Here is a 22,717-nt window from a genome sequence, read left to right as displayed (position 1 = left end):
TGGTCAGGGTGGCGATGGTGTCGTCGCCTTGGCCGTGTCGTGCTCGATCCAGCGCACGCCGATCGTGTCGAGGGCGGTTTTCACCCAGGGCAGGGACGCGATGGGGCTGTGGTCGGCGTCGGCGCGGTTGGCCTTGTAGTCGGGGTCGGTCTCGGCGCGTGCCGCGCTGCCGTGTTCGCCGTCGAAGGCGACGAAGACCTCGTGGTCGGGGGCGTGTTCGCGGTCCGCCTTGTGGAGCAGGGCGAGGGTGCCGAACACGCCGGTGAGGTCGGCGCTCTCGCGGCTGGTGATGCGGGCGCGGAAGCCGAACCAGGCGTTGTAGAGGAGGTGGTGGCCGTCGACGAGCAACAGCGGGGTGGTGGCTGCGGTCATGGGTATCCCTCGGCACGGCGATCCGGGGCCTTGACCGGGGCGACCGGGTCCGCGCCGACCGGCGGGGACGTCGAGGCTATCGCGCCCGGGCTGTGCGTGGGCCACGCCGCGCGCAGCATCGCGGCCAGGGCCGGGGCGGCGTGGCGTTCGGCCCCACCCGGTGATGGGCGGCGGCGCGGATGCGGGCGCGTTCGGTCGAGGGAGTGAAGCCGCGGTCGGGGGCCGCGCGCGTGCTCGCCGCCGCCGACTGCTGTGACGTCGAGCCCGGATTGACCGATGCCATTCCGCCGCATCAAGGGAGTACAGCTGCGAGTTCGGCGACGGCCATCGGGCACTTCTCGCTGCGGGGCTTCCGGTGAGGCAGCCGCCCGAGGAGGGGGACACGGATCCGGCTCGCCTTGACACGTCCGCCCCGACACCGACCGGCACCACCCCACCACCGCCTCATACGACCCGGACCTGCGACCGACGGTCGGACGGGCCGTCCCGACCGCCCCGCACACGCCGCCCCGCGTCGGTGGCCGGAAAGACGCGCTCACCGAGCAGAGAACCTCGAAAGGAAGACCGGGGGAATGTGTGGAAGGTCAGGCCGCAAGGCCGACCTCCGACGGTTTTTCCCCGCTCTCCAACTCGAGACGCGTCCGGGGGTGTTCGCCGGCCGTGTCGGATTCGGGGCGGTGGTCGGGTTCCTCAACGGCGTTGACGCCGCCTCCGAAGGAGCCCTGCCGGGCGGGTTCCAGGAGTGGCTCGCCGCCAGGCCGGGATTCGGCTCGAAGCTGGTGTACCGGGCCCTGGCCGAGAAGCCGATCCTTCCCGATGGCCGTCCCGAGCAACCCTGGTCACCCGAAAACGAGCAGCACGCCGCGGCCGAACTGATCGGCCTGCTCGACGAGTTCTTCGATCACCGCGCCGGCGATCGCCCGTGCGGTTGTCCCGGTCGAAGGTGAAGTCCTCCTCTGCGATGCCCTCCCGGAAGTACGACGATTGCCCGAACGCCTCAACCCGTTCCGGCCCGTACGACAGACCGCCCGTACGCTCCATCGCGTTGCAGAGCCCGGCCCGCTCGGCCGCCGGTGTGTGTGGACGGTGCGCTCGTCGTGCAGGCGGCCGGAGAGGCGGTGCCTCATCAGGGGATGAGCCCAGGGCCGTTCGATCGGCCCGGTCGGAGCCACTTCACGTGGACGAAGCCACGCCGTCATGGTGGAGCGGCACCGCACCTACGATGCGGGTATGACGAACGACTCCGGGTTCGGTGTACTACTGGCGTGGTTGCTGGACCGCAGAGAGCTTGGCGCAGAGGAGCCGGCCGAGCGTGCGAAGGTGACGGCAAACGAGGTCCGAACAGTGCTCGCGGGGGGAGCCCCCGGCGAGGAGCTGCTGCGACGGATTGCGCCTGTCATGGAATTCCGGACCGTCGATCTGTTCATCCTCGCGGGGCCGGCCGTCCCGGACGACCTGGCGCCGTTGGACGGCGCGGCCGAGGAGTGGGCGCCTTACATCGTGATGGACGGGGTACACCTCCCGGCGGCGGCGCGGCGTGAACTCCTGCGGCTCATCCGTTCACTTCCGCAGGAACAAAGGCTCTCGGTCTTCGTCCCGAAGCCGCTCGCAACCCTTGCGGACCGGGGCGGAGCGGTCATCCGCATGCTCCAGTACCGCAATCTGAGCTGGACCGGCATGCAAAGGGCCTTGACGGTCGCGACGCCCACCCTCCTGTCGGCTTCCACGTACAGTTCGATCGGCTCCGGTCGCAAGGAATTGACACCTCGTCTGGTGACGGACTTCGCGGCCGTGTTGGGGATCAACGCCCCTGAGTTGGCGGCGCTGACGGGCGTCCACCTGCCCGAGGTGCCACCACCCCCGCGCCCGGAGGCGGTCGACGCCGCCGCCCTGCTGTGGGAGACGCGGCGCCTGTCCGCGGCCCAGGCACGGCACGTCTCCGAGCTGGCACGCTCCATGCGCGGGGAATCCGCCAACGGCTACCTCGCCGACCTCCCCGGCAGAACCGCTTCCAGCGCGACCAACAGCCGGGCGGCGGAGTGAGGCCGATGGCCATCCACACCACCAGCGCGGGACGGTGCCGATGGCCACGAGCGCTTGTGGAATTCGGGGACCCCGAGCCGGCCCAGGGCATCCGGGTCGGTGCAGTCAGCCGGTACGCCGTGGGTGGGTTGACCGGCGAGCGACTGCGCCTGCGGCTGTTCTCCGCCGCACAGATCGTCACGACCGGCCGTCGAACGATCCTGCGGCTCGCCCGCCACTGGCCGTGAACCCACGTGGTCACCGGCGCGGCCGGCCGCCTGGACACACTCCCGAACCCCCGGCTGACCAGCGGCCTTCGAGCACTGCACCACGCGCCCGGGCCGTGGGAGCCGGCGCCCACCCGACGCGACAGCCGGGCCGCCGGCACACCCAAGCACCGGACATCCACACACCCCAGGACACCCACGACCCGCCGGCAAGCTGACGGGCCGTCACGAAACGTCGAGGTCAGGTGATGGGGAAGTCGAAATACGTGTCCGGATACGGTTCGTCCTTCAGGGTGTAGTGCCACCACTCGCGGTCGTAGGAGCTGAAACCGCAGGCCTCCATGATCGCGGAAAGGTGCAGGCGGTTCCTCGCTTCGACCGGTGTGATCCCTGGTGCTCCGTGATGGGAGATCGAGTCCATCAGGTCGTGGTCGCCGCCCATGGGGGCGAGTTCACCGGTGTCCAGGTGGAAGAGCGTGAGGTCGACGGTGGCGCCCCGGCTGTGGCCCGACTTGGCGGCCACGTATCCATGGTCGAACATCTCGGTTCGGTCGATGTTCGGATAATGCCGGGGCTTCGTCCGGCCGTCCTCCGGCTGCTGTGACCAGCGCAGAAAGCAGTCCACGGCGTGTTGCGGGCGGTAGCCGTCCCAGAGGAGCAGGCCGAAGCCGAGGGTCTCGGCCTCTTTTCGTGCTCGGTTCAGGGCCGCGCACAATGCCCTTGTCCCGACGATGCGATTGGCCAGGTAGCCGTCCACCGGCTTGCCGGTGAAGTTGTCCCAGGTGGCGTACTTGGCGTCCCAGCGTATTCCGGGGACGAACTCGTCCGCGAAGACGAAGTCGTCGTTCATCGGACTGTTCCCGTCAGAGCCTGCGACACCATCCGGTCGAGCACTTCGGCGAGCGGCAGCCCGGCAGCCGCCATCATGCGCGGGTAGCGGCTGTAGGAGGTCAGGCCGGGCAGCGTGTTGACCTCGTTGAGGATCACTTTTCCGTCGCCCGCGAGGAACATGTCCACCCGTGCCGGCCCCCGGCAGCCCATGGCGCGGTATACGGCCTTTGCGGTGTCCTGGACACGTGCTCGCGACGCCGCCGAGATGTCGGCGGGAACGACGGGTGTCGAGTTCTCGGAGCCGCTTTCCGGCTCGTCCTCCTGGTGGATGCGGAAGAAGCCGTGGGACAGCGCGATGCGGTCGACCTCGCCGGCGATCACGTCCAGGCCGTTCCCCAGGATGGCGCATCCGACCTCGCTGCCGACGACGGCCTGTTCGATCAGCACCTTCGTGTCGTACTGCCTCGCGGATTCCACCGCGCACTGCAGTTCCGACGCCCGGGACACCTTGCTGACGCCGAAGGACGACCCGGAACGGGCCGGCTTCACGAAGACGGGATAGGTGAGCCGGTCGGGGTCGATGTTCTCGTCCGCCGCGACGATCCGGAAGTCCGGGGTGGCGATTCCGGCGCTCCGGGCGACGACGTAGGCGAGGGACTTGTCCATGCACACGGCGGAACTCTGTACGTCGCAGCCCGCGTAGGGGATGCCGGAGAGCTCCAGCAGGCCCTGTATCGCACCGTCCTCGCCCAGCTTGCCGTGCAGCACGGGCAACACGACGTCCAGGCCGATGGTTTCGTATCGCCCCCGGTCCAGCACGAGCAGGCCGCGCACGCCGCTGTCCGGCGCCAGCACGGCCGGACGGGCGCCACCGTTCTCCCAGCCCGGGCCGGGACGGTCGCAGAGCAGCCAGGCGCCGCTCTTCGTGATTCCGATGTAGAACGGCTCGTACTTTTCGGTGTCGAGGCTTCCGGCGACCTCCTGTGCGGATTTGACGGAGATGAAGTGCTCTTCGGAACGGCCCCCGAAGATGATGCCGACCCTGGGCCTAGCCATGCTGGTTCCCGCTCTCGTGTTTCAGGCAGTTGGCCATGGAGTTTTCGACGGTGTCGCGCAGGGCGCGGTCCGTGTAGTAGGCGGTGTGCGGACTGACCAGCACATTCGGAAGTTTTTGCAGTCGCAGCAAGAGATCGCTGCGCAGGGGTTTGTCGCTGCAGTCGGCGTAGAAGATTCCCTCCTCGCCTTCGAGGACGTCCAACGCGGCACCACCCAATCTGCCGCTTTCCAAGGCCGCCACGAGGGCCTCGGTGTCCAGCAGTGCGCCGCGTCCGGTATTGACGATGAAGGCACCGTGCCTCATGTGCCGGATGCGTCGGCGGTCGAGGAGGTGGTGGGTTTCCGCGGTGAGCGGCGTGTGGAGCGTCACCATGTCGCTCCGGCGCAGCAATTCATCGAGGGGGACGTAGTCGGCGGTGGTCTTGGGGCCGGTGTCGTGGGCCAGTATTCGGCAGCCGAAGCCCCGCAGCCTGTCGATGACCGCCGCACCGATGCGTCCGGTTCCGACCACACCCACGGTCAGGTCCCGCAGTTCCTTCCCGCGCACGTCGTGCAGCCGGTAGTCGTGCACGTCCGCGCGGCGAATGACGGATTTCGCGTGGCGTACCGCCATGAGCATGAGCATGAGCGTGTAGTCGGCCACGCTGTTGGGCGAGTAGGTGACATTCTCCACGGAAATGCCGATACTCTCCGCGTACGGCACATCGATGTGGTTGTAGCCGATGCTTCTGGTGGAGACGTACGTGACGCCGGCTCGGCGGAGCTCGAGCAGTGTGGAGTTTGCGATCCGGGTCTTGTGTCCGATGCTGATGCATCGGTTTCCGAGTGCCAGGTCGATATTGGCGTCGGATACCGGGGCCTCGGCAATGGTCGGCAGGACACCGAAGGGAGGCGCCAGCTCCCGGAACAATGCGGCCTCGTCGGGCCCGCATCCATATATGGTGATCCCCGTTGTCGCGGCGACCGAGGAGGAAAGCGGCGCCGGCGATCGGGTGCGGCGGGCGCCTGTTCGCGCTGGTTCGCTGTACGTCATGCGTCCCAGTGAAAGCGGCGCGGCGTTGCGCGAGCGTATGCGGTTTTCGATATGCCGACAATAAGCTACTTCTCGATAGCATTTCGTCGGTGTATGGAAATCCGCATACGCTCGCGCAACGCCGCGCCGCTTTCACTGGAGGCATGACCTACCGCGAAGCAACCTCATGATCCCGCTCGGCCTCGACGAGATCGCCGCGATCGTCGGCGGGACGGTCAAGGGCGACTCCTGCGTCACGGTGACCGCGCCGGCCGTACTCGACGGTCGGCAGGCCGAGCCGGGCGGCCTCTTCGTCGCCGTCGCCGGCGAGCGGGTCGATGGCCACGACTACGCCGCCCAGGCCGGCCGGGCCGGTGCGGTGGCCGTGCTCGGCTCCCGGCCCACCGCGCTCCCCACCGTCGTCGTCGAGGACGCCCAGGCCGCGCTGCAAGCCCTCGCCACTCACGTCGTGGCCCGGCTGCGCGACCGGCTGACCGTCGTCGGGCTGACCGGTTCCCAGGGCAAGACCGGCACCAAGGACCTGCTGGCGGCGGTGCTTTCGGGTACCGCACCGACGGTCGCCACATTCGGCTCGCTCAACAACGAGCTCGGTGTGCCGCTCACCATGCTGCGCGCCGACGCGGCCACCCGCTTCCTCGTCCTCGAGATGGGAGCCCGCCACATCGACGACATCGCCGACCTCACCGCGTTGGCCGCGCCCGACGTCGCCGTCGTCCTCAACGTCGGCCAGGCCCACCTCGGCGAGTTCGGGTCGCGCGCGGCCATCGCCAAAGCCAAGGGCGAGCTGGTGCAGGGGCTGGCGGCCGGCGGCACCGCCGTACTCAACGCCGACGACCCCCGGGTGGCCGCCATGCGCGCGCTCACCGACGGCCCGGTGCTGACCTTCGGCCGGGCGGCGCACGCCGACGTACGAGTGCTCGATGTCGCGCTGGACCGGCTCGGCCGGCCGTCCTGCACGCTGCGGACCGCCGACGCCTCGGCTCCCCTGGCACTGCCGTTCGTCGGCGCCCACCAGGCGTTCAACGCGTCGGCCGCCGTGGCGGCGGGGCTGGCGCTGGGCGTACCCCTCGACGTGGCGACGGCCGCGGCGGCCTCCGCCTCGCTGTCGAAGTGGCGTATGGAGCTGCGCGGCCTCGCGTGCGGCGCGACGCTGCTCAACGACTCCTACAACGCCAACCCCGAGTCGACCCGCGCGGCCCTGGACGCGCTGGCCACGATCGAGGGCGGGCGCCGCATCGCCGTCCTCGGCGAAATGCTGGAGCTCGGTGCCGCCGGCGGGGCCGAGCACCGCGCCATCGGGGAGTACGCCGCCTCCCGGGCCGACGTGGTCGCCGCGGTCGGCGAGGCCGCCCGGCCGATCGCCGACGGCGCGGGCGAGCGGGCGGTGGCACTGACCGACAACGCCGCGGCCGTGGACTGGCTGCGCGGCCGCCTCGCCGCCGACGACGTGGTGCTCGTCAAGGCCTCGCGCGGGGCACGCCTCGACGAGGTCGCCGCGGCGTTGGCGTAGCCGGTTGCTCGGTGGGTCGGCGCCCGGCCGGGGCGCGGGCCGGGCGATCCGTGTACCCGATCCGCCCTCATCGCCCCCGCCGCCGCATGTACAGGTCGAAGGCCCGGTAGACCATCGGCCGCAGCGGCAGGTCCCACTCGCCGGCGTACCTGACCGCCTGACCGCCGGTGCCGACCTTGAACCGGATCAGTCCGACGTGTGGGTCGTCGGAATCGAGGGTGGGGGTGATGCCGCGCAGGTCGTAGACGTCGCAGCCGGCCGCCAGCGCGTCGCGGATCATCGCCCACTGGCAGGCGTTGGAGCCGCGTACCTCGCGCTTGCGGGTGGAGGAGGCGCCGTAGGAGTACCACGCGTGGGCGCCGACGCGGACGAGGATGGTCGCGGCGACCAGGTCGCCCTGGTGGTGGGCCAGGTAGAGCCTGATCCGCTCGGGGTCCTCGGCGCTCATCGCCGCGAACATGGTCTCGAAGTAGCGCAGCGGCCGGGGCCTGAAGCGGTCGCGTTCGGCGGTGTGGACGTAGAGGTCGTGGAACGCCTTCAGGTCCGCAGCGACGCGGCCCGCACCTGCCTGTCCGTCTTCCGCCGAGGCACCTGTCGGTCCCCCGGCGACCGTGACCTCGACGCCTTCCTTGGCGGCCTTCTTGATGTTGCGGCGCCAGAGCTGGTTCATGCCCCCGAGCAGGTCGTCCTCGGTCCTGCCTGCCAGCGGGATCTCGTACTTGAACTGCGGATGCCCGACCCCGAAGCCGTTCTCGGGGCTCTGCGGCAGCCAGCCGGCGTCCCTGAGGCCGGCGGCCACGCGGGCGCCGACCGGATGGGCCTGCCAGGTGGGCATGTCGGTGAGCCGCTTGCTGCCCGGGTCGGCGATGCCCTCCTTGACCTGGGCGGCACTCCAGGCATCCGTGCGCACGGGCGGTCCGAGCCGGATCGCGAACGCGCCGTGCGCCTTGAGGTGGGCCGCCAACGGGTCGAGCCACGCGCCGATGTCGCCGGTCCAGTCGATGGCCGGGCCTTCGGGCAGGTAGGCCAGTGTGTAGCGCTCCAGCCGCGGCACCGGGCGGTGCAGCACGAGCCCGGCGCCGACCAGCCGCCGCCCGTCGTACCAGCCGAGGGACTCGCTGCGCCATTCGGTCTTGACCTGGCCCCACGCCGGGGTCTGCAGGAAGCTGACCGACCGCTGGGTCCGGACGAACGCCAAGTGCTCGGCGTCGCTGATCGGCCGGATGCTCGGACGCGTACCCGCCGGTCGTGCCGGTTCGCTGTGGTTCATCCGCCCAGTCGACTCGCCGCGGTGTTGTCGGCACGTATCCGGTTTTCGATACGCCGACGATACGCGTCGCCTCGTAGCCTCGGAGCGTGCGTGTGTTGATCGTCGAGGACGAACCCCTGATGGCGGAGGCGATCCGCGATGGTCTGCGCCTGGAGGCGATCGCCGGCGATATCGCGGGGGACGGGGACACCGCCCTGGAGCTGCTGAGCGTCAACGCGTACGACATCGCCGTCCTCGACCGGGACATCCCCGGCCCCGACGGCGACGAGATCACCCGGCGCATCGTCGCCTCCGGCAGCGGCATGCCGATCCTCATGCTTACCGCCGCCGACCGGCTGGACGACAAGACCACCGGGTTCGAACTCGGCGCCGACGACTACCTCACGAAGCCGTTCGAACTCCGGGAACTCGTGCTCAGGCTCAGGGCACTCGACCGCAGGCGGGCGTACAGCAGGCCGCCGGTGCGCGAGATCGCGGGCCTGCGGCTGGACGCGTTCCGCCGCCAAGTCTACCGCGACGGCCGCTACGTCGCGCTCACCCGGAAGCAGTTCGCCGTACTCGAAGTGCTCGTCGCCGCCGAAGGCGGTGTGGTCAGCGCCGAAGAGCTCCTGGAGCGGGCCTGGGACAGCAACGCCGACCCCTTCACCAACGCCGTCCGCATCACCATCTCCGCGTTGCGCAAACGTCTCGGCGAACCGTGGCTGATCGCCACGGTTCCCGGTGTCGGCTACCGGATCGACACCGGCACGGACACCCTGGACACCCCCGGACCCGGCGGCACTCATGCATAGACGAGCGGGGCTCAGCGCCCGGCTGAAGCTCACCTTCAGCTACGCCGGATTCGTCCTCGTCGCCGGCACCCTCATGCTGGCCGTGTTCTGGGTGTTCGTACTGCGCTGGGTGCCGACCCGCACCCACCCGGACGAGTACAAGCAGGAGCACGACTCGGTGATCATCGTCACCGGGCCCGGCCGCTCCGAACTCCTGCGCGGCTTCACCCCTGCCGCCGTCGCGGCGCTGGCCTTCCTCCTCGTGTTCGGCCTCGTGGGGGGATGGATCCTCGCCGGACGCATGCTCGCACCGCTCACCCGGATCGCGGACGCGGCGCGGATGGCCTCGCACGGATCACTGACCCACCGGATCCGTCTGGCGGGCCCCAACGACGAGTTCCGCGAACTCGCCGACGTTTTCGACACGATGCTCGCGCAGCTCGAAGCACACGTCGCCGAACAACAGAGATTCGCGGCCAACGCCTCCCACGAACTGCGCACCCCGCTGGCGATCGCGCAGACACTTCTCGACGTCGCCCGCAACGATCCGGACCACGATGCCGCCGAACTCATCGAACGTCTCCACTCCGTCAACACCCGGGCGATCGACCTCACCGAGGCGCTGCTCCTGCTCAGCCGCGCCGGCCGGCGGTCCTTCACCCTCGAATCCGGCGACCTGTCCCTGATGGCGGAGGAGACCGTCGAAACTCTCCTCCCCCTGGCCGAGAAGCACGACGTCACCCTCGAGACCTCCGGCGACGTCACCCCTGCCCTCGGCTCACCCGCGCTCCTGCTGCAACTGACCACGAACCTCGTGCACAACGCGATCGTCCACAATCTGCCCGCCCACGGCACCGTGTGGGTGCATACGAGCCTTCGCCCCGACGCCGCGGTCCTCGCCGTCGAGAACACCGGCGGGATGGTCACCCCGGAACTGGCCTCGACACTCACCGAACCGTTCCAGCGCGGCACCGAGCGCCTCCACGCCGACCACGCGGGCGTCGGCCTCGGCCTGACCATCGTCAAGACCATCACGCGCGCACACAACGGAACCCTCACGCTCACCCCGCGCCCCACTGGCGGGCTCCGCATCACCGTGGAACTCCCACCGGCCGTGCCCGCCGCCGAGGTCGTCCGCCTCTGAGCCCGAGCGGCGCCGAAGCCGTTCTTCGCTATCGCCATGGGCGACTGAATCGTTCGGTGGGTCCGCGGGCGGCGCGCCGCGGAACGATCCGGCCGTCCACGATCCAGCCGGGAGTGCCGGATCCCGGGCGACGCCGGCCGCCTCGCCGCCTCCGAGCCCGCGGTCGGCGCGGTGGCGATGGCCCGCTACCGGATACTTGCGCCGTACCTGGACGGGCGGATGTCGCCGGCGGCGGCCGCGGCCGCCGCCGGGGAGCGCCGACGGCCCGGCGGGCATGGCCCGTTCGGGGAGCCGGGGCGCCGGGGGCCCTCCGCGCGGATACCGTGCCCGGCGACGGCGTCCCGAGGCCGAGTCGCATGCCCCGACGGGTACGGCGTGCGGAAGGTCTCGGAGGAACGCCCGTGGGACGACGTCGACATCGGATTCCCCTCCGCGTTCGACGCCCGGCCGACGACATGTACCGTTTCGGTCCACCCGCGCACCGCCCTCTCCCTCGTGGCGCTCCGCGCCGAGGCGCCCGCTTGTGCGGGTGGGGAGGCGGTCGAACACGCGCTGCCGCGGCGGGCATTAGGCCGGCGGGTCTCGATCACGTCGAACGAGCGTCCCATCCGGACCCGGCTGAGCCGTGTCCGGATGGGCGGGTGGGGCGGTCAGGGGCAGATGGCGAGGACGACGGAGACCACGGTGCAAGTGGCGGTGGCGCTGTCGTTGGCGGAGTTGGGGTCGGCAGGCGCGGACGCGGTGCGCGTGCCGGTGACGGAGACGTGTCCCAACGACAGCAGGTGCAGCGGGACGCGGAACGACTTGGCGGAGTTGGAACCGTTGGCGATGGCGCCGTAGGAGCAGGTCACGGTGTCGGTGGTCGTGGTGCATCCGGGCGAGAGGTCGGTGGCGGTCGCGCCGGTGGGCAGCGTGGCGGTGAGGGTGGCCGAGGTGACGGCGTCGGGTCCGGTGTTGTGCGCGGTCAGCGTGTAGGTCAGGTACGGCACCAGGATGCCCAGGTGTGGCTGCGCGGTGACGTCGACGTCGATGTCGGCCTTGGGGTTGGGGAAGGTGAAGACGACGAGGCCGTTGCCGGCGTTGACGCCGTCGGTGACCGAGGAAGGTGAACCGGGAACGGTTCCGGACACCAGGCTGGTGCCGCCGCCCCCGCTGCCGCCGGCACCACCGGTCTGCCCCCCTCCGGGGACGACGTTCACGCCGCCGCCACCACCGGCACCGCCGGAGCCGTAGCCCGCGCCGCCCTGGCCGCCGTAGCCGGCGCCGTCGTAGATGTTGGGGCTGGGGAACCCTCCGGCCGCGTTCGGCCACGCGCCCGGGTTGCCCGCGCTGGGTCCGGGGGTTTGTCCGGCGCCCGCTCCCGTGCCGCCGGCGCCGCCCGCGGTCGCGCTCCCGGCGCCGCCGCCTCCCCCTCCCCCTCCGACGGAGTCGCCGGCACCGGCGGACCCGGCGGCACCGCTGTCGCCGCCGGGCGTGCCCGGGAAGGCGGGGGTCGCGACACCGGGCCCGCCCGCGCCGCCGCCGGAACCGGCGGTCAGCAGACGGGTGCCGCCGGAGTCGGTGACCGCGACGAGGCCACCGCCGAGACCGGAGGAACCGCGGTAGCCGCTCAAGCGTCCCCCGCGGGAGCCGACGACGACGTTGAGTGTGGTGCCCGCGGTCACGGCCAGGGTCGCCTCGACGTGGGCGCCCTTGCCGCCGGGTACTCCGTCGGCCGAGGCGCCGCCGCCCGCGCCGTCGAGGACGACCTGCCCGAAGGTGACGTCGGCCGGCACGGTCAGGCTGCCGGTGCCGCCGGCCGTGCAGGTGATCGTGGTGGTGGTCGCGGTCACCACGGGGACGGCGCACACTCCGGCGGCCGACGCCGGGGACGCCGCCAGAGCCACCAGGCCCCCGCACAACAGCGCACACGAGGAGACGACGGCGCCCAGGCGCCGCCGCGTTCGCGGTAGACGTAAGTGGGACGAAACGGTCGTGGACATGAGCTCGAGGCCCCTTCCGGCATATCGACACCGCTGCGGCCCGGAGTCCGAGTGGCCCCGCATCCCCCATCGGTGCGATCGCGCCCGCACGACGGCCCCGACGAGAGCGACGGCGCGCAACACCGCCCATCCGCCGTCGCGGGGCCCTCCGCCTCACGATGACACGCGAACCCAGTTGTTCGCGGCGGAACCGGCATACGAGGTGCGCACCGACGCGACCCCTCACACACGGAGGCAACCTGACACGGATCCGGGCCGGATACCGCGCCTCCGGCGCTCCCGTGGTGGCGTGATCGGTGACGAGGCCCCAACCACGCCCGACGGCGGCACCCGCCGGGGCAGAATCGCGAACGCTCCTGGCAAATCGGCGGGTTCCACAAGGAAGAGCAACCGCGGAGCGTACGGTGTGTCGCACAGTCGGGGCGCCTGCGGACGCGTCACCGGAGCCGCATGTCGCCGATCGTCAATCGCGACCTCGATCGGCCGATGTTCCTCCCCGTGCCCCGACACGACCGTGAAAGACCTCGCACCGACCGAGGGGGCGACCGGCGATGGCACGCTACACACCGATCAGGTGGACGCGATACAGCCCGGACCACCACCGCAAGAACACCGTCGCCCACCGGGAACGATGCAGCCTGCACGGCAGCGACTGCACCGAGCCACCCGTCGCGTCGATGATCGGAAGGGACCGCAGCGGCAACGACGTCCGCTTGGCGCTCTGCGCCCGCGGACAGGACGAGTACGCACTGGCGGACATACCCACCGGCTGGTGAGCGGGAGCGTCGCGGATGCGGTGGACGCGGCAGCGGTGTTCGCCGCCGATGATGCCGACCGCGACCGGGGCGCCGCAGTCGAACGGATCGGCGGTCACCGGTTCAAGCGGGACACCGCCACCTCGGATCACCCGCAACCGGGACGTCACCGGCACACCTTCCTCGCACCCGACCCGTCAAGGCGGCACCCGGAAATTCCGAGCACCAGCACGAAGACCAACGAAGACGGCGGGAGAGGGATGCGGGCCGGTTGCGGCGGCAACCCCTGAGAGCGAAGATCCGCCGATCCGGCGGATCCTTCGGGACGTCGTCGCCGATCGTCCGCCGCAGCCTCGACCGCCGCATGCAGCGGTGTTGTTCGAGTCCTCGGACGCCTCGTTCCGAAACGACACGCTCTTCCCGGGCGACGCCCACAACGAGTTCCTCCGCCAGGCAAGGTCGGAACGGCCCGCGCAGGGCCACACGCCAGGCAATGACGCGGCCCCGAGGACGGGGAAGCCGTGACGTCCACACCACAAGGCATCATCGCCCCGAAACACCCGCCTCAGCCGTGCCGTCGAAATCGGCGAACATCCTTGGCCCTGATGATCGTCTGCTGCCGTCGAACCCATCGCCAAATGCTCCTCCTGGAAGTGGACGAAGCCATTACGCCGGAGAACGCGGTGGGCGTCCGGACCTGGGAGGACTACCTCGGAACTCCGATACCCGGGCGATATCGCGACTCAGGCATCGAAGTGGGTGGGCGCGAACACCGCGTCCGTGCCGTGCAGGCGCCCGAGTTTGACGATCATCCACACCGCCGCGGCCCAGGGCGCCGCGGCGGCCGGGACGGCGAGGAGGATGTCCGTGCTGCCGTCCGGGTGGCCGAGTACCAGGGGCAGCAGCAGCGCGCCGCCCGCGCCGAGGATCAGCATGGCCGGCAGGTGCACACGCGGATGGAAGATCCGCAGGCGGCCGATGTTCACGGTGGCGAGGCCGCCGGCGAGGACGAGCGTGAGAACGCCGGTGAACGCCCATATGAAGATCATCGGGAAGGTGGTGTCGAAGAACCCGTACGGGTCGTCGTGGACGCCGAGTTCCGGGTGATCGGCGGCATAGACCAGATGTGCGGCGCGACCAGGGGCGGGCGCATCGAGCGTGCGCACCCCCGACACGGTGACACTGCGCGGGCCGTCGGTGAACGGGACGGTGACGGTAACCGTGGCGGCGTACTGGTCCTGCTCGTTGATGCTCGTGCCGGTTCGGCGCGCCGTGCCGACGACGCTGTCGATGGGCAGGGTGTGGCGTCCGCCGCCGGCCTCGCGGACCTCGGCCACGCGGCGCCCGTACTCGCCGTCGGGTCCGATCACCTGGATCAGCGCGGCACCGCTGCCGAGGCCGATGCGTACGGGCCAGGCGGAGCCGGGACGCGCCTGGCGGGGGGTGTCCGGCTTGTCGAGGTCCACACGCGCGATACCGCGCCGGTCGGACGCGGACAACGCGGCCCAGGCGACGGCGAACGCGGGCGCCGCGACGGCCGGATACAGCATTGCGCCCTTGGGCGGGACGAGGAAGAGCGGCAGATTGCCGACGACCACGGCCACCACCGCGCACAGGAGCGCCAGGCGCCCACATATTTGCTTCATAAGCGTCACACGCAGAGGCCACGGGCAACGCGCTCGAGCAGGTCCGCGTCCGCGCCGAGCAGCAGACACCCGCAGGGAAGGCCCGCCCGGCATTGACACCACACCCTCGGCCGTTCGGCGCGGATCGAAGGCCGGCCCTCGGCGCCGGGCGGCGGGGCCCGACGAGGTCGTGGTCGGGGGCCTACCGGGCCGGGCGGGGATCGCGGAGTTCCTCCGGCGTCTGCTCGGGCAGATCCGCGCCCGGATCGGTCCGCAGCAGCAGCCCCGGGGCGGGCTCGAACCGCTCGTTGGGCGGAGAAGCTCGGTGAAACCGCTCCGTGCGCTCGATGGCGATCTCCACGAGCCTGCCGTCCCGGAGCATCCACAACCCGAAACAGTCGTCGTCCTGGTCGCGGAGCAGCACCCGCATCGTTCCCGGATACGGCGACGGCAGCGACTCCAGATGCCTGAGCAGGCCGTGGCGGGCCCGGGCCTTGTCGAACTCCAGGGCCCACCCGAAGTCGAAGCCCCACCGACCCGAGATCGGCCCGACATGGCCCCGCCAGGTGCGTTCCGTGTCCTGCCAGGTCAGCGGCTCCATGACCTCGTCCGCATGACGGGCCGGCACGATGACCTCGGCGTCTCTACTCATGCAGGAGTACCACCGCGTCCGCCCGACCCGCCGCGATGCGTACGAACACAGCGAGGTGGTCCTCGACGGCGGCGGCACGGGAAGGCGGCCATGACACTGTGTCCTGTCGCGTGATGGCTTCGGTCGTCACGAACCGTTCCCCCTCCGCTCCCGGTTGCGTCATCATGAGGTTTCGGACTGTGACGACCCGAGAAGGGGCGACCACCATCATGGGCGAGCACAACAAACCGGCCCCCGACCCGTCCAAGGGCAACCCCCCGCCAGGCAACAAGGACGGGCAGCCCACTCCGGAGCCGACCCCGGACGGCCGCCACAAGAAGGACCCGAAGTAGATGGCCGGCGTCCTCGAAGTTCGTCGCCGTGCCCTGGACGAGGCGATGCGGGCGCGTCACGCTTGGCCCGAGGACGCCCCCTGGGTTCGCGACGCGTTCGACGCGCTGCCCCGCCACGCGTTCGCACCGGACCGGCTCTGGGACTGGAACGAAACCGCTTATGTACCCGTCGACCGCACCGCCGACCCCGACCGATGGGCCGAACTCGTCTACGCCGGGCCCGACGACGCGGCCGTCACCGAGATCACCGACGGCATCCCGTCGTCGTCGCTGTCGGCGCCTGCGGTCGTGGCGACCATGCTCGACTCCCTCGACGTCGAACCCGGCCACCGCGTGCTTGAGTTGGGCACGGGGACCGGCTGGAACGCGGCACTGCTCGCACACCGCGTCGGCGGCTCCGGGCGGGTGACCGGTGTGGAGGCTGCGGCGGGACTCGCGGACGCGGCGGACGGGAGGCTGCGGCGTTCCGGGGTTCGCGTCGACGTCTCGGTCGGCGACGGCAACCTCGGGCGGCCCGAAACGGCCCCCTACGACAGGGTGATCGCCACCTACGCCGTCGACCACGTCCCCTGGGCCTGGATCGAACAGACCGTCCCCGGCGGCGACCTGGTCTTCCCCCTCGGCCGCATGGGGCACTTCGCCGTCACCGTCGCCGACGACCATCGCAGCGCCCGGGGCTGGATGCACGGCCTCGCGCAATTCATGCACGCACGCGGCACCCCCGCCCCCGCCGCCACCGTCCGCTCCTGGACCCAGGTCCGCGCCGGCCGGGCCCCCGACGACAAACGCGCCGTCCACCGCGACATCACCCCCCTGCACACCGACCCGAACCTCCTGTGGGCGCTGCGCATGGCGCTGCCCGACGTGCTCTACACCACCGACACCGACGACGACGGCGTCAACGCCTGGATCCACGACGGCACCTCCTCCTGGGCCGTCGTCACCACCGAGCCCGACGGCGGCGCCCGCACCGAACAAGGCGGTCCCCTGCGCCTGCTCGACGCGCTCGAGACCGCCTGGGACGCATGGATCGCGCACGGGCAGGTAAGCCGCTGGGACCACGGCATCACCATCGGCCGGGACGAGCAGTACGTGTGGGAGGGCGACCCCGACACCGGCCGCCGCTTCCACCTCCCCACCTCGGCCTGACAAAGACCAAGACTCGCCGCACGACACGCCCGCGCCGGGACGGGACCATCCGGTAGCGCTACGGCCCGGGAGGATCCGGATCACGCGTGGTTGTGTCAGCGTACGGCTTTAGCGCCCGTCGAAGTGGGCGAACGCCCGAACGGATGGAAGCCTGTGTACGAGTTCTCCCCCGGTTCCTGCGCCCGCTGTCGAAGATGCCGCAGCCGACGAGAGATCCCGCACAGAGACCCGGTTCGCTTCGTTGTGGATGTCGAGTACCGATTTCGCGATCTGCTCGCGCTCCGCGTCGAGTTCCCGTTCGTTTACGGCTCGGAAATCGAAATCCTCGGCGCTCTTCCGCGCGTGTTCTGCGCGTGGCGGGCCTGGTGGGCCGGTCGACGTCAGGGGCGGTCTTCACCAGGCCGCGGGCGGGCATCCATGGACCGGAGGCTGTTGGTTGTGCGCTCCGCGTCGAGTAGTTCGGTGAGACGGCCAACCGCGAAAGCGACAAGCTCCCGCACCGGGATCAGTCGGCATGGAGCGTCGCCGACCAGGACTTCGACGATGCCGGCCTGCTCCTCGAACTCGCGGCCGATCGTCGGGAAGTACCTGCCGTTGTCGTTGCCGACGTCGAGCGCCTCGACCCACACCCGCTCGCCTTCGAGTTCCCGGGGGAAGCGGCGGACCTTCAGGCGCGGACGGGGCGTGAGTGTTTCGGCGTGGTGCAGGAAGGTGTTGCGGTCGTGGCCGACGCCCACGAGGAGGACGTGGCCCCCGAGGTCGTGCAGACGCCCGAACGGCGACGCGCGGCCGACCGCGAACCCGAGCGTCTGGCGGCGAACGACGTCGACTGCCCGAACACCGATGGCGGTGACGGACGCCTGCGGATGCGAGCTGCGCACGCTCCCGGGCAAGGAGCGCAAGAGTTCGGGGACGGCGCCCATCCCGGTGGACGGCAAGTCGGGATGAAACACGGGCACGGCCGCGCGCCTTTCGATCACTGCGGCGTCGGGGATACCGACGTGATCAGGGTCGGGATCGGCGACCTGCCACGTGAAGGTGGGGGCAAGGAGCGTTCCGGCCGGTCCGAGTGCGGCGCGCAGGCTGTCGACCACGGTGGCTGCGCCGCCGTCGACACGGCCGATGCTGGACAAGGACGAGTGAACGATTACGGACATGCCGTCCCGGACGCCGACCTTGCGCCATCCCTCCATCAGGTCGGTGTAGGTCAGCTCGCCGGTTTGCGGCTCGGTGATTCGCATGCTTGAGGTTCTCCGTATTCGGGGTGGTGGGGGCGTCGCTCTGTCCGTGCGCCAAGGCGGCACGGAGGAGCGCGAGGATCTCCGCCCGGGCGGCGCCTCCAGGGCCTGGAGGGTGGGCACGCCTCGCGCTCGACGCGTAATCACGCGGCCGTGGACATGACGGAAACGTGACCCGTGACGTGATGTCGGATCAGCCGCGGCGTGATGGGACCATGCCTGCCTCGTAGGCGGCGATGGCCGCCTCGACCCGGTTGCGAGCGCCCAGTTTCGCGAGTACCGCGCTCACGTGTGCCTTCACCGTGCCCTCGACCAGGTGCAGTCGGCGCGCGATCTCCGCGTTGGAGAGGCCGGTCCCGAGTCCGGCCAGGACCTCGCGCTCCCGATCCGTGAGCCGTTCCAGAGAGCGGTGGGGATGTGCCGCGCGGTGCGCACGCATGCCGGCGACGACCCGGCCCGCGACCCGCGGGGACAGGTAGGCCCCGCCGGCTCCCACCGCACGTACCCCGTTGAGCAGTTCCCTCGGGTCGTCCGCCTTCAACAGGAAGCCGTCGGCGCCCTCCTCCAAGGCGCGGGTGATGTACTCGTCCTGACCGAAGGTCGTCAGCATGACGACACCGGCCGCCGTCCGATCCCGGTGCAGCAGCGCAGCCGCCGTGAGCCCGTCCAGGCCGGGCATTTGGATGTCCAACAGGACCACATCGGGCCGGTGTCGGCGGGCGAGCGCGATGGCCTCGTGCCCGTCACCCGCCTCGGCGACCACGTCGATGTCCAAGGCCCTGGCCAGGATGGCCCGCACTCCCGCCCGGACCATCGCCTCGTCGTCGGCCACCAGGACTCGGACCGGTCGATCGCCGGGTGTCGTATCCGTCACCCGGCGAGCCTACGGGCGGCGTGCTCCGGCGGCGGACCGGGAGACCTCGGATCCGCCCCGGGTCGGAGCGTACCCCCGACGAACGGCAGGGCATCCCTGCCGTTCGACCGATGGGCACCGACGCCGCGAACTCCTAGCGTCGCTTCGTACGGGAAACGAAGCGGCCGGCCCAGACCCACCGTGCGTCGGTGTGCGCCGCTGTCGACTTCCGCGAGCTCGTTTCCGCGGTCAGCGGCCGACAGCAAGGATCTCCGTGATCACCGTCCGAGGACTCACCAAACGCCACGGCGACATCCTCGCCGTGGACGACCTGACCTTCGATGTCCGAGCCGGCCGGGTGACCGGCTTCCTCGGCCCCAACGGGGCCGGCAAATCCACCACCATGCGGATGATCCTCGGCTTGGACCACCCCACGCGCGGCGAGGCCCTGATCGGCGGCCGGCCCTACACAAGCCTGCGGCGGCCGCTGTGCGAGGTCGGCGCGATGCTGGATGCGCGGGCCGTCCACCCGGCCCGTTCCGGCCGCACCCACCTTGTCGCCCAAGCCCGGGCCAACGGAATCCCGGCGCGGCGCGTGGACGAGGTGCTGGAGCGCGTGGGCCTGGCCAAGGCCGCCCGGCGGCCCGCCGGCACGTACTCGCTCGGCATGAACGGGCGGCTGGGGGTGGCGGGCGCACTGCTCGGCGACCCGTCCGTACTCGTCCTGGACGAGCCGGTCAACGGCCTCGACCCGGATGGCGTGCGGTGGATCCGCCGGCTGGTCCGTGAGCAGGCGGCCCAAGGACGCACCGTGTTCCTCTCCAGCCACCTGATGAGCGAGATGCAACTGACGGCCGACCATCTCGTCGTCATCGGACGTGGCCGGCTTCTGAGCGACGCCTCCATGGGGGAGTTTCTCGCCGCCGCTTCTTTGGCGTCGGCGCGCACGGTGGTGCCCGACCCCGAGGGCAGGGCGACGCTGATCCGTCGCCTGACGAGCATCGACGGGGTGAGCGTCGAGGTGTCCGCGTCCGGCGAACTCACCGTCGAGGGCCGCACCGCCGCGGAGATCGGCGACCTGGCCCACTACTGCCGAGTCCGGTTGCACCGGCTGAGCGACGTCGAAGTCTCGTTGGAGCAGGCGTACATGGACCTGACCGCACGCAGCGCCGAGTACACCGCGGGCAGCAGCGCCGCGGACCCGACCGCCGCACTCGCGGCGCCGAACGAAGCGGGACGAGCATGACCATCCCGACGACACCCGTCAGGCGCGCGGACCCGCCACACGCCGTTCCTGAGGCTCCGGGTCGGGGCGCACCCGCAGGTTTCGCCGGGGCCGTCGCCGCCGAGTGGACCAAACTGTGGTCCCTCCGAGCCTCCTATCTCTGTCTTGTGGCGGGCCTTGCGTTCACCGGTGTCTTCACCTACTACTACGCTTCGATCGCCCGCATCAACGAGCATCCGGTGCAGCCCGTCGGGAACGCGGCGGCCTCCTCCGCAGTCCTCGTGCAGTTCGCCGTCGTCGTCCTGGCCACGGTCGCGGTCACCTCCGAGTACGCGACGGGCAGCGTGCGGACTTCCCTCCTGTCGGTTCCTCGGCGGCATCGGGTCCACGCCGCGAAGGCCCTGGTGGCAGCCGTAGTGGCGTTCGTCGCCGGCACCACGTTCGCCGTCGTGGGCACGGCCGTGGCCTGGGTGGGGTTCGACGGACGGGCCTCCTTCGCGGCCGGCGCGAGCCTGCGTCAGGTCCTCGCGGTCGGTCTCTACGAGGCGTTGGTCGCTGTGCTGAGCATCGGGGTGGCGTTCGCCACGCGTCATCCGGCAGGCGCTCTCTCGATCCTCGCCACCCTCCTGTGGGCGCTGCCCGGCATCCTCCTGGGCCTGGGAGGCCCGACGCTCGCGGACCTCGACGACCGGCTACCGCAGGGTGCGGGGGGCCACTTCATGCGTCTGGAGGCCGACGCACCGTACGGGCCGGCAACGGCGGTCCTGATCGTGACGGCGTGGGCCGCGACCGCACACCTGATCGGCCTGTACGTGCTGCGTCGACGGGACGCCTGACCGGCGCCGGGGCGACCCGCAGCCCTCGTCGGGCCCACTCCCGCGCCGGGCGTCCGGGGCCGTCCCACAGAATCGACCCGAAAGGTGAGGACATGAGCCGGAAGGACGATCGACGCACCATGCCCTACATACGGATGCCCCCGGTCAGACAGGTGTGCGGTGACGTGGCCCTGTCGAGCGTGCTCGCCGCTGCCACCGGCTACGGGTTCCGGGACGCGGGCGCCGCGGCCTCGCCGGTCGAGGACCTGTGTCTGCCGCTGGCCGTCCTGGCGGTGGCCGTCCCGCTGTCCCGCCGCCGGCCGGGAACCGCGGTCGTCCTGGTCAACGGACTGTGCGCGCTGGGCATGGCCGACCCCGCGACCCCTGCCAACGCCCACGTCCTGTCACTGGCCGCCCTGAGCTTTCTGCTGGGACTCCGGGTCGCTGCGGCCCGACGCCCGCTCCTGGTGCTGGCCGGCTGCTTCGCCGTCGTTCTCGCGACGTGCGCGGTGCTGCGGACGCCGGCCGTGTGGTGGTTCTACGCGTCGACCGTGCTGCCCGCCGCTCTCGTGTTGCCCTGGCTGGCCGGACGGCACTGGCGCGGGCGGCACGAACTGGTGAGGGAAGGCTGGCAGTTGGCCCGGAGCCTGGAGGAACACCAGCACCTGGTCGCGGAGCAGGCGCGGCTGACCGAACGCGCGGACATCGCGGCCGACATGCACGACTCTCTCGGGCACGTGCTGAGCCTGGTCGCCCTGCGCGCCGGCGCCCTGGAACTCTCTCCCGACCTCACCGACCGCGACCGCACCGACCTCGCCGAGCTGCGCGCGACGATCGCGGACGCCGTGGAGCAACTGCGCGAGACCGTCGCGGTCCTGCACGACCCGGCCGAAACGGGCCTGCCCGTCACCGACACCGTCGAGGACCTCCTCGGGCGGGCGGCCGCCTGCGGAGTGCCGGTGCGCTGGGAGCGGCACGGGGCGATGCCCATACTGTCCGCCCTGGTCCAAGGAGGTGTCTACCGGGCGGTGCAGGAGGCACTCACCAACGCGGTCAAGCACGCACCGGACGGCGAGATCCGGGTGCGGATCTCGCACGCGGCCGACCGTACCCGCGTAGACGTCGTGAACGCAGCTCCGCCGGCCGACCGGCCGGCGTTCGCGGCCGAAGGCCCGACGATCGGTGCCGGCGGCCGGGGCCTGACGGGGCTCAGGGAACGGGTGACGGTACTCGGCGGCTCCTTGTGGACCGGCCCCCACCAGGGCGGATTCCGCGTCACCGCCGTCTTCCCGCACCAGGTCGCGGCTTGCCCGGGAACGCCGACGCCGCACCCGAAGACGGCGCCCGCACCTCGCGGGCCGCACGCAGGATCCGCGCGGCCGGATACGAACACCGTCGTACCGGAGTCCGTCAGACGGCTCGCCTCCGTACGAAATGCCGCCCGCCGCCGCTCCGTCGCCGCCTTCGCGGCTCCCGTCGTCGCAGCCGCCTTCTTCGTACCCTCAGCCGTCTACCTGGCCTGGCAGTTGACAACCAGCGTGCTGCCGCCGTCCCGGTTCGACGAGCTGACCATCGGCCGGCCCCGCGCCGAACTCGCTTCCTTGTTGCCGGACCACGCCTACCCGTACCCGCCCGACCATGCCCGTTTCGCACCTCAACCGCCCGGTGTCCGTTGCGAGTTCTACCGATCCGGCCGCGACCTGTTGACCGAGGTCGACCTCTACCGGCTGTGCTGGTCCGGCAACACGCTGACGACGAAGGACACCGTTTCCGCGAGCCGGCCGACAACCCCGTGACCACCATCCGTACCGTCGAGGAAGAGCTGAACCGAAACGACCCGGGACCGACGAAGAGCC

At 71.0% G+C, this 22,717-nt stretch carries 22 protein-coding genes; 12 read left to right on the top strand and 10 right to left on the bottom strand.

Features of this window, described 5'->3' with window-relative positions:
* Positions 1-3: 3 nt before the first annotated feature.
* Positions 4-372 (bottom strand): hypothetical protein, encoded by a 369-nt coding sequence (locus ACFXMF_RS23585; protein WP_379989519.1) that lies wholly within the window; start codon positions 370-372, stop codon positions 4-6.
* 647 nt (positions 373-1,019) lie between these two features.
* Between ACFXMF_RS23585 and ACFXMF_RS23580 the strand changes: the two genes are divergently transcribed.
* The 3 genes from ACFXMF_RS23580 (at position 1,020) to ACFXMF_RS23570 (ending at position 2,642) form a co-directional block, all read left to right on the top strand.
* Positions 1,020-1,319 (top strand): hypothetical protein, encoded by a 300-nt coding sequence (locus tag ACFXMF_RS23580; protein WP_379989518.1) that lies wholly within the window; start codon positions 1,020-1,022, stop codon positions 1,317-1,319.
* Between the two features lie 283 nt (positions 1,320-1,602).
* Positions 1,603-2,415 carry a hypothetical protein gene (locus ACFXMF_RS23575; RefSeq protein ID WP_379989517.1) on the top strand — a complete coding sequence of 271 codons (813 nt, stop codon included), beginning with the start codon at positions 1,603-1,605 and terminating at the stop codon, positions 2,413-2,415.
* Between the two features lie 56 nt (positions 2,416-2,471).
* Positions 2,472-2,642: a hypothetical protein gene (locus tag ACFXMF_RS23570; RefSeq protein WP_379989516.1), complete on the top strand. Its 171-nt coding sequence runs from the start codon at positions 2,472-2,474 to the stop codon at positions 2,640-2,642.
* Between the two features lie 220 nt (positions 2,643-2,862).
* On the opposite strand, the gene vanX is transcribed toward ACFXMF_RS23570, so the two are convergent.
* Genes vanX through ACFXMF_RS23555 form a run of 3 tightly spaced genes read right to left on the bottom strand, consistent with a single transcriptional unit; the run spans position 2,863 to position 5,541 of the window.
* Complete coding sequence (vanX, locus tag ACFXMF_RS23565) at positions 2,863-3,471, bottom strand: D-Ala-D-Ala dipeptidase VanX (RefSeq protein WP_379989515.1); 609 nt, start codon at positions 3,469-3,471, stop codon at positions 2,863-2,865.
* Positions 3,468-4,508: a D-alanine--(R)-lactate ligase gene (gene vanA, locus ACFXMF_RS23560; protein ID WP_379989514.1), complete on the bottom strand. Its 1,041-nt coding sequence runs from the start codon at positions 4,506-4,508 to the stop codon at positions 3,468-3,470. Before vanA ends, vanX begins: the two co-directional genes overlap by 4 nt.
* A complete protein-coding gene (locus ACFXMF_RS23555; RefSeq protein WP_379989513.1) occupies positions 4,501-5,541 on the bottom strand; it encodes a D-isomer specific 2-hydroxyacid dehydrogenase family protein in 1,041 nt (346 codons plus the stop codon). Before ACFXMF_RS23555 ends, vanA begins: the two co-directional genes overlap by 8 nt.
* Before the next feature lie 166 nt (positions 5,542-5,707).
* Between ACFXMF_RS23555 and murF the strand changes: the two genes are divergently transcribed.
* Positions 5,708-7,051 carry a UDP-N-acetylmuramoyl-tripeptide--D-alanyl-D-alanine ligase gene (gene murF / locus ACFXMF_RS23550; protein WP_379989512.1) on the top strand — a complete coding sequence of 448 codons (1,344 nt, stop codon included), beginning with the start codon at positions 5,708-5,710 and terminating at the stop codon, positions 7,049-7,051.
* A gap of 67 nt (positions 7,052-7,118) precedes the next feature.
* Here the strand turns inward: murF and ACFXMF_RS23545 are convergent, their stop codons facing one another.
* Positions 7,119-8,321 carry a lipid II:glycine glycyltransferase FemX gene (locus tag ACFXMF_RS23545; RefSeq protein ID WP_379989511.1) on the bottom strand — a complete coding sequence of 401 codons (1,203 nt, stop codon included), beginning with the start codon at positions 8,319-8,321 and terminating at the stop codon, positions 7,119-7,121.
* 86 nt (positions 8,322-8,407) lie between these two features.
* Here ACFXMF_RS23545 and ACFXMF_RS23540 point away from each other — a divergent pair, with 86 nt between their 5' ends.
* Together ACFXMF_RS23540 and ACFXMF_RS23535 are read left to right on the top strand one after the other, a co-directional pair.
* Positions 8,408-9,112, top strand: coding sequence for a response regulator transcription factor (locus ACFXMF_RS23540; protein ID WP_360317895.1), 705 nt, complete (start codon positions 8,408-8,410; stop codon positions 9,110-9,112).
* Positions 9,105-10,235 (top strand): sensor histidine kinase, encoded by a 1,131-nt coding sequence (locus ACFXMF_RS23535; protein WP_379989510.1) that lies wholly within the window; start codon positions 9,105-9,107, stop codon positions 10,233-10,235. The genes ACFXMF_RS23540 and ACFXMF_RS23535 overlap by 8 nt, the downstream gene beginning before the upstream one ends.
* 650 nt (positions 10,236-10,885) lie before the next feature.
* On the opposite strand, the gene ACFXMF_RS23530 is transcribed toward ACFXMF_RS23535, so the two are convergent.
* Positions 10,886-12,217, bottom strand: coding sequence for a hypothetical protein (locus tag ACFXMF_RS23530; RefSeq protein WP_379992788.1), 1,332 nt, complete (start codon positions 12,215-12,217; stop codon positions 10,886-10,888).
* Between the two features lie 551 nt (positions 12,218-12,768).
* Between ACFXMF_RS23530 and ACFXMF_RS23525 the strand changes: the two genes are divergently transcribed.
* On the top strand, positions 12,769-12,993 hold the full coding sequence (locus ACFXMF_RS23525) for a hypothetical protein (protein ID WP_379992789.1): 225 nt from the start codon (positions 12,769-12,771) through the stop codon (positions 12,991-12,993).
* Positions 12,994-13,715: 722 nt separating this feature from the next.
* On the opposite strand, the gene ACFXMF_RS23520 is transcribed toward ACFXMF_RS23525, so the two are convergent.
* Together ACFXMF_RS23520 and ACFXMF_RS23515 are read right to left on the bottom strand one after the other, a co-directional pair.
* Positions 13,716-14,618: a hypothetical protein gene (locus ACFXMF_RS23520; RefSeq protein WP_380018082.1), complete on the bottom strand. Its 903-nt coding sequence runs from the start codon at positions 14,616-14,618 to the stop codon at positions 13,716-13,718.
* A 181-nt stretch (positions 14,619-14,799) separates the two neighbouring features.
* Positions 14,800-15,249, bottom strand: coding sequence for a hypothetical protein (locus tag ACFXMF_RS23515; protein ID WP_379991409.1), 450 nt, complete (start codon positions 15,247-15,249; stop codon positions 14,800-14,802).
* Positions 15,250-15,428: 179 nt separating this feature from the next.
* Between ACFXMF_RS23515 and ACFXMF_RS23510 the strand changes: the two genes are divergently transcribed.
* Positions 15,429-15,581: a hypothetical protein gene (locus ACFXMF_RS23510; RefSeq protein WP_360317907.1), complete on the top strand. Its 153-nt coding sequence runs from the start codon at positions 15,429-15,431 to the stop codon at positions 15,579-15,581.
* Positions 15,582-16,730, top strand: coding sequence for a methyltransferase domain-containing protein (locus ACFXMF_RS23505; RefSeq protein WP_379991408.1), 1,149 nt, complete (start codon positions 15,582-15,584; stop codon positions 16,728-16,730).
* Positions 16,731-17,110: 380 nt separating this feature from the next.
* Here ACFXMF_RS23505 and ACFXMF_RS23500 read toward each other — a convergent pair whose 3' ends face one another.
* Both ACFXMF_RS23500 and ACFXMF_RS23495 read right to left on the bottom strand, forming a co-directional pair.
* On the bottom strand, positions 17,111-17,971 hold the full coding sequence (locus tag ACFXMF_RS23500) for an aminoglycoside N(3)-acetyltransferase (protein WP_379991407.1): 861 nt from the start codon (positions 17,969-17,971) through the stop codon (positions 17,111-17,113).
* Positions 17,972-18,161: 190 nt separating this feature from the next.
* Positions 18,162-18,782, bottom strand: a complete 621-nt coding sequence (locus tag ACFXMF_RS23495; protein WP_379991412.1) for a response regulator — start codon at positions 18,780-18,782, stop codon at positions 18,162-18,164.
* Between the two features lie 313 nt (positions 18,783-19,095).
* Here ACFXMF_RS23495 and ACFXMF_RS23490 point away from each other — a divergent pair, with 313 nt between their 5' ends.
* The 3 genes from ACFXMF_RS23490 to ACFXMF_RS23480 all read left to right on the top strand — a co-directional run bounded on the left by ACFXMF_RS23490 (position 19,096) and on the right by ACFXMF_RS23480 (position 22,657).
* Positions 19,096-20,067, top strand: coding sequence for an ATP-binding cassette domain-containing protein (locus ACFXMF_RS23490; RefSeq protein WP_379991406.1), 972 nt, complete (start codon positions 19,096-19,098; stop codon positions 20,065-20,067).
* A gap of 146 nt (positions 20,068-20,213) precedes the next feature.
* Entirely contained in the window at positions 20,214-20,882 is a 669-nt protein-coding gene (locus ACFXMF_RS23485; protein WP_379991405.1) for an ABC transporter permease, read from the top strand.
* A 119-nt stretch (positions 20,883-21,001) separates the two neighbouring features.
* On the top strand, positions 21,002-22,657 hold the full coding sequence (locus tag ACFXMF_RS23480; protein ID WP_379991411.1) for a sensor histidine kinase: 1,656 nt from the start codon (positions 21,002-21,004) through the stop codon (positions 22,655-22,657).
* The last annotated feature ends 60 nt before the right edge of the window (positions 22,658-22,717 follow it).

The sequence above is a fragment of the Embleya sp. NPDC059213 genome, from assembly GCF_042754445.1.
GTDB lineage: Bacteria > Actinomycetota > Actinomycetes > Streptomycetales > Streptomycetaceae > Embleya.
The sequence above is the reverse complement of the archived record's forward strand: the minus strand, read 5'-3'. Positions and strand labels throughout refer to the sequence as shown.

Coding starts and splice junctions, on each gene's coding strand:
- ACFXMF_RS23515 (WP_379991409.1), bottom strand. CDS start 15,249: ATGAGTAGAGACGCCGAGGTCATCGTGCCGGCCCGTCATGCGGACGAG.
- murF (WP_379989512.1), top strand. CDS start 5,708: ATGATCCCGCTCGGCCTCGACGAGATCGCCGCGATCGTCGGCGGGACG.
- ACFXMF_RS23500 (WP_379991407.1), bottom strand. CDS start 17,971: ATGCGAATCACCGAGCCGCAAACCGGCGAGCTGACCTACACCGACCTG.
- ACFXMF_RS23535 (WP_379989510.1), top strand. CDS start 9,105: ATGCATAGACGAGCGGGGCTCAGCGCCCGGCTGAAGCTCACCTTCAGC.
- ACFXMF_RS23555 (WP_379989513.1), bottom strand. CDS start 5,541: ATGACGTACAGCGAACCAGCGCGAACAGGCGCCCGCCGCACCCGATCG.
- ACFXMF_RS23520 (WP_380018082.1), bottom strand. CDS start 14,618: ATGAAGCAAATATGTGGGCGCCTGGCGCTCCTGTGCGCGGTGGTGGCC.
- ACFXMF_RS23545 (WP_379989511.1), bottom strand. CDS start 8,321: ATGAACCACAGCGAACCGGCACGACCGGCGGGTACGCGTCCGAGCATC.
- ACFXMF_RS23495 (WP_379991412.1), bottom strand. CDS start 18,782: ATGGTCCGGGCGGGAGTGCGGGCCATCCTGGCCAGGGCCTTGGACATC.
- vanX (WP_379989515.1), bottom strand. CDS start 3,471: ATGAACGACGACTTCGTCTTCGCGGACGAGTTCGTCCCCGGAATACGC.
- ACFXMF_RS23575 (WP_379989517.1), top strand. CDS start 1,603: ATGACGAACGACTCCGGGTTCGGTGTACTACTGGCGTGGTTGCTGGAC.
- ACFXMF_RS23505 (WP_379991408.1), top strand. CDS start 15,582: ATGGCCGGCGTCCTCGAAGTTCGTCGCCGTGCCCTGGACGAGGCGATG.
- ACFXMF_RS23480 (WP_379991411.1), top strand. CDS start 21,002: ATGCCCTACATACGGATGCCCCCGGTCAGACAGGTGTGCGGTGACGTG.
- ACFXMF_RS23530 (WP_379992788.1), bottom strand. CDS start 12,217: ATGTCCACGACCGTTTCGTCCCACTTACGTCTACCGCGAACGCGGCGG.
- ACFXMF_RS23525 (WP_379992789.1), top strand. CDS start 12,769: ATGGCACGCTACACACCGATCAGGTGGACGCGATACAGCCCGGACCAC.
- vanA (WP_379989514.1), bottom strand. CDS start 4,508: ATGGCTAGGCCCAGGGTCGGCATCATCTTCGGGGGCCGTTCCGAAGAG.
- ACFXMF_RS23585 (WP_379989519.1), bottom strand. CDS start 372: ATGACCGCAGCCACCACCCCGCTGTTGCTCGTCGACGGCCACCACCTC.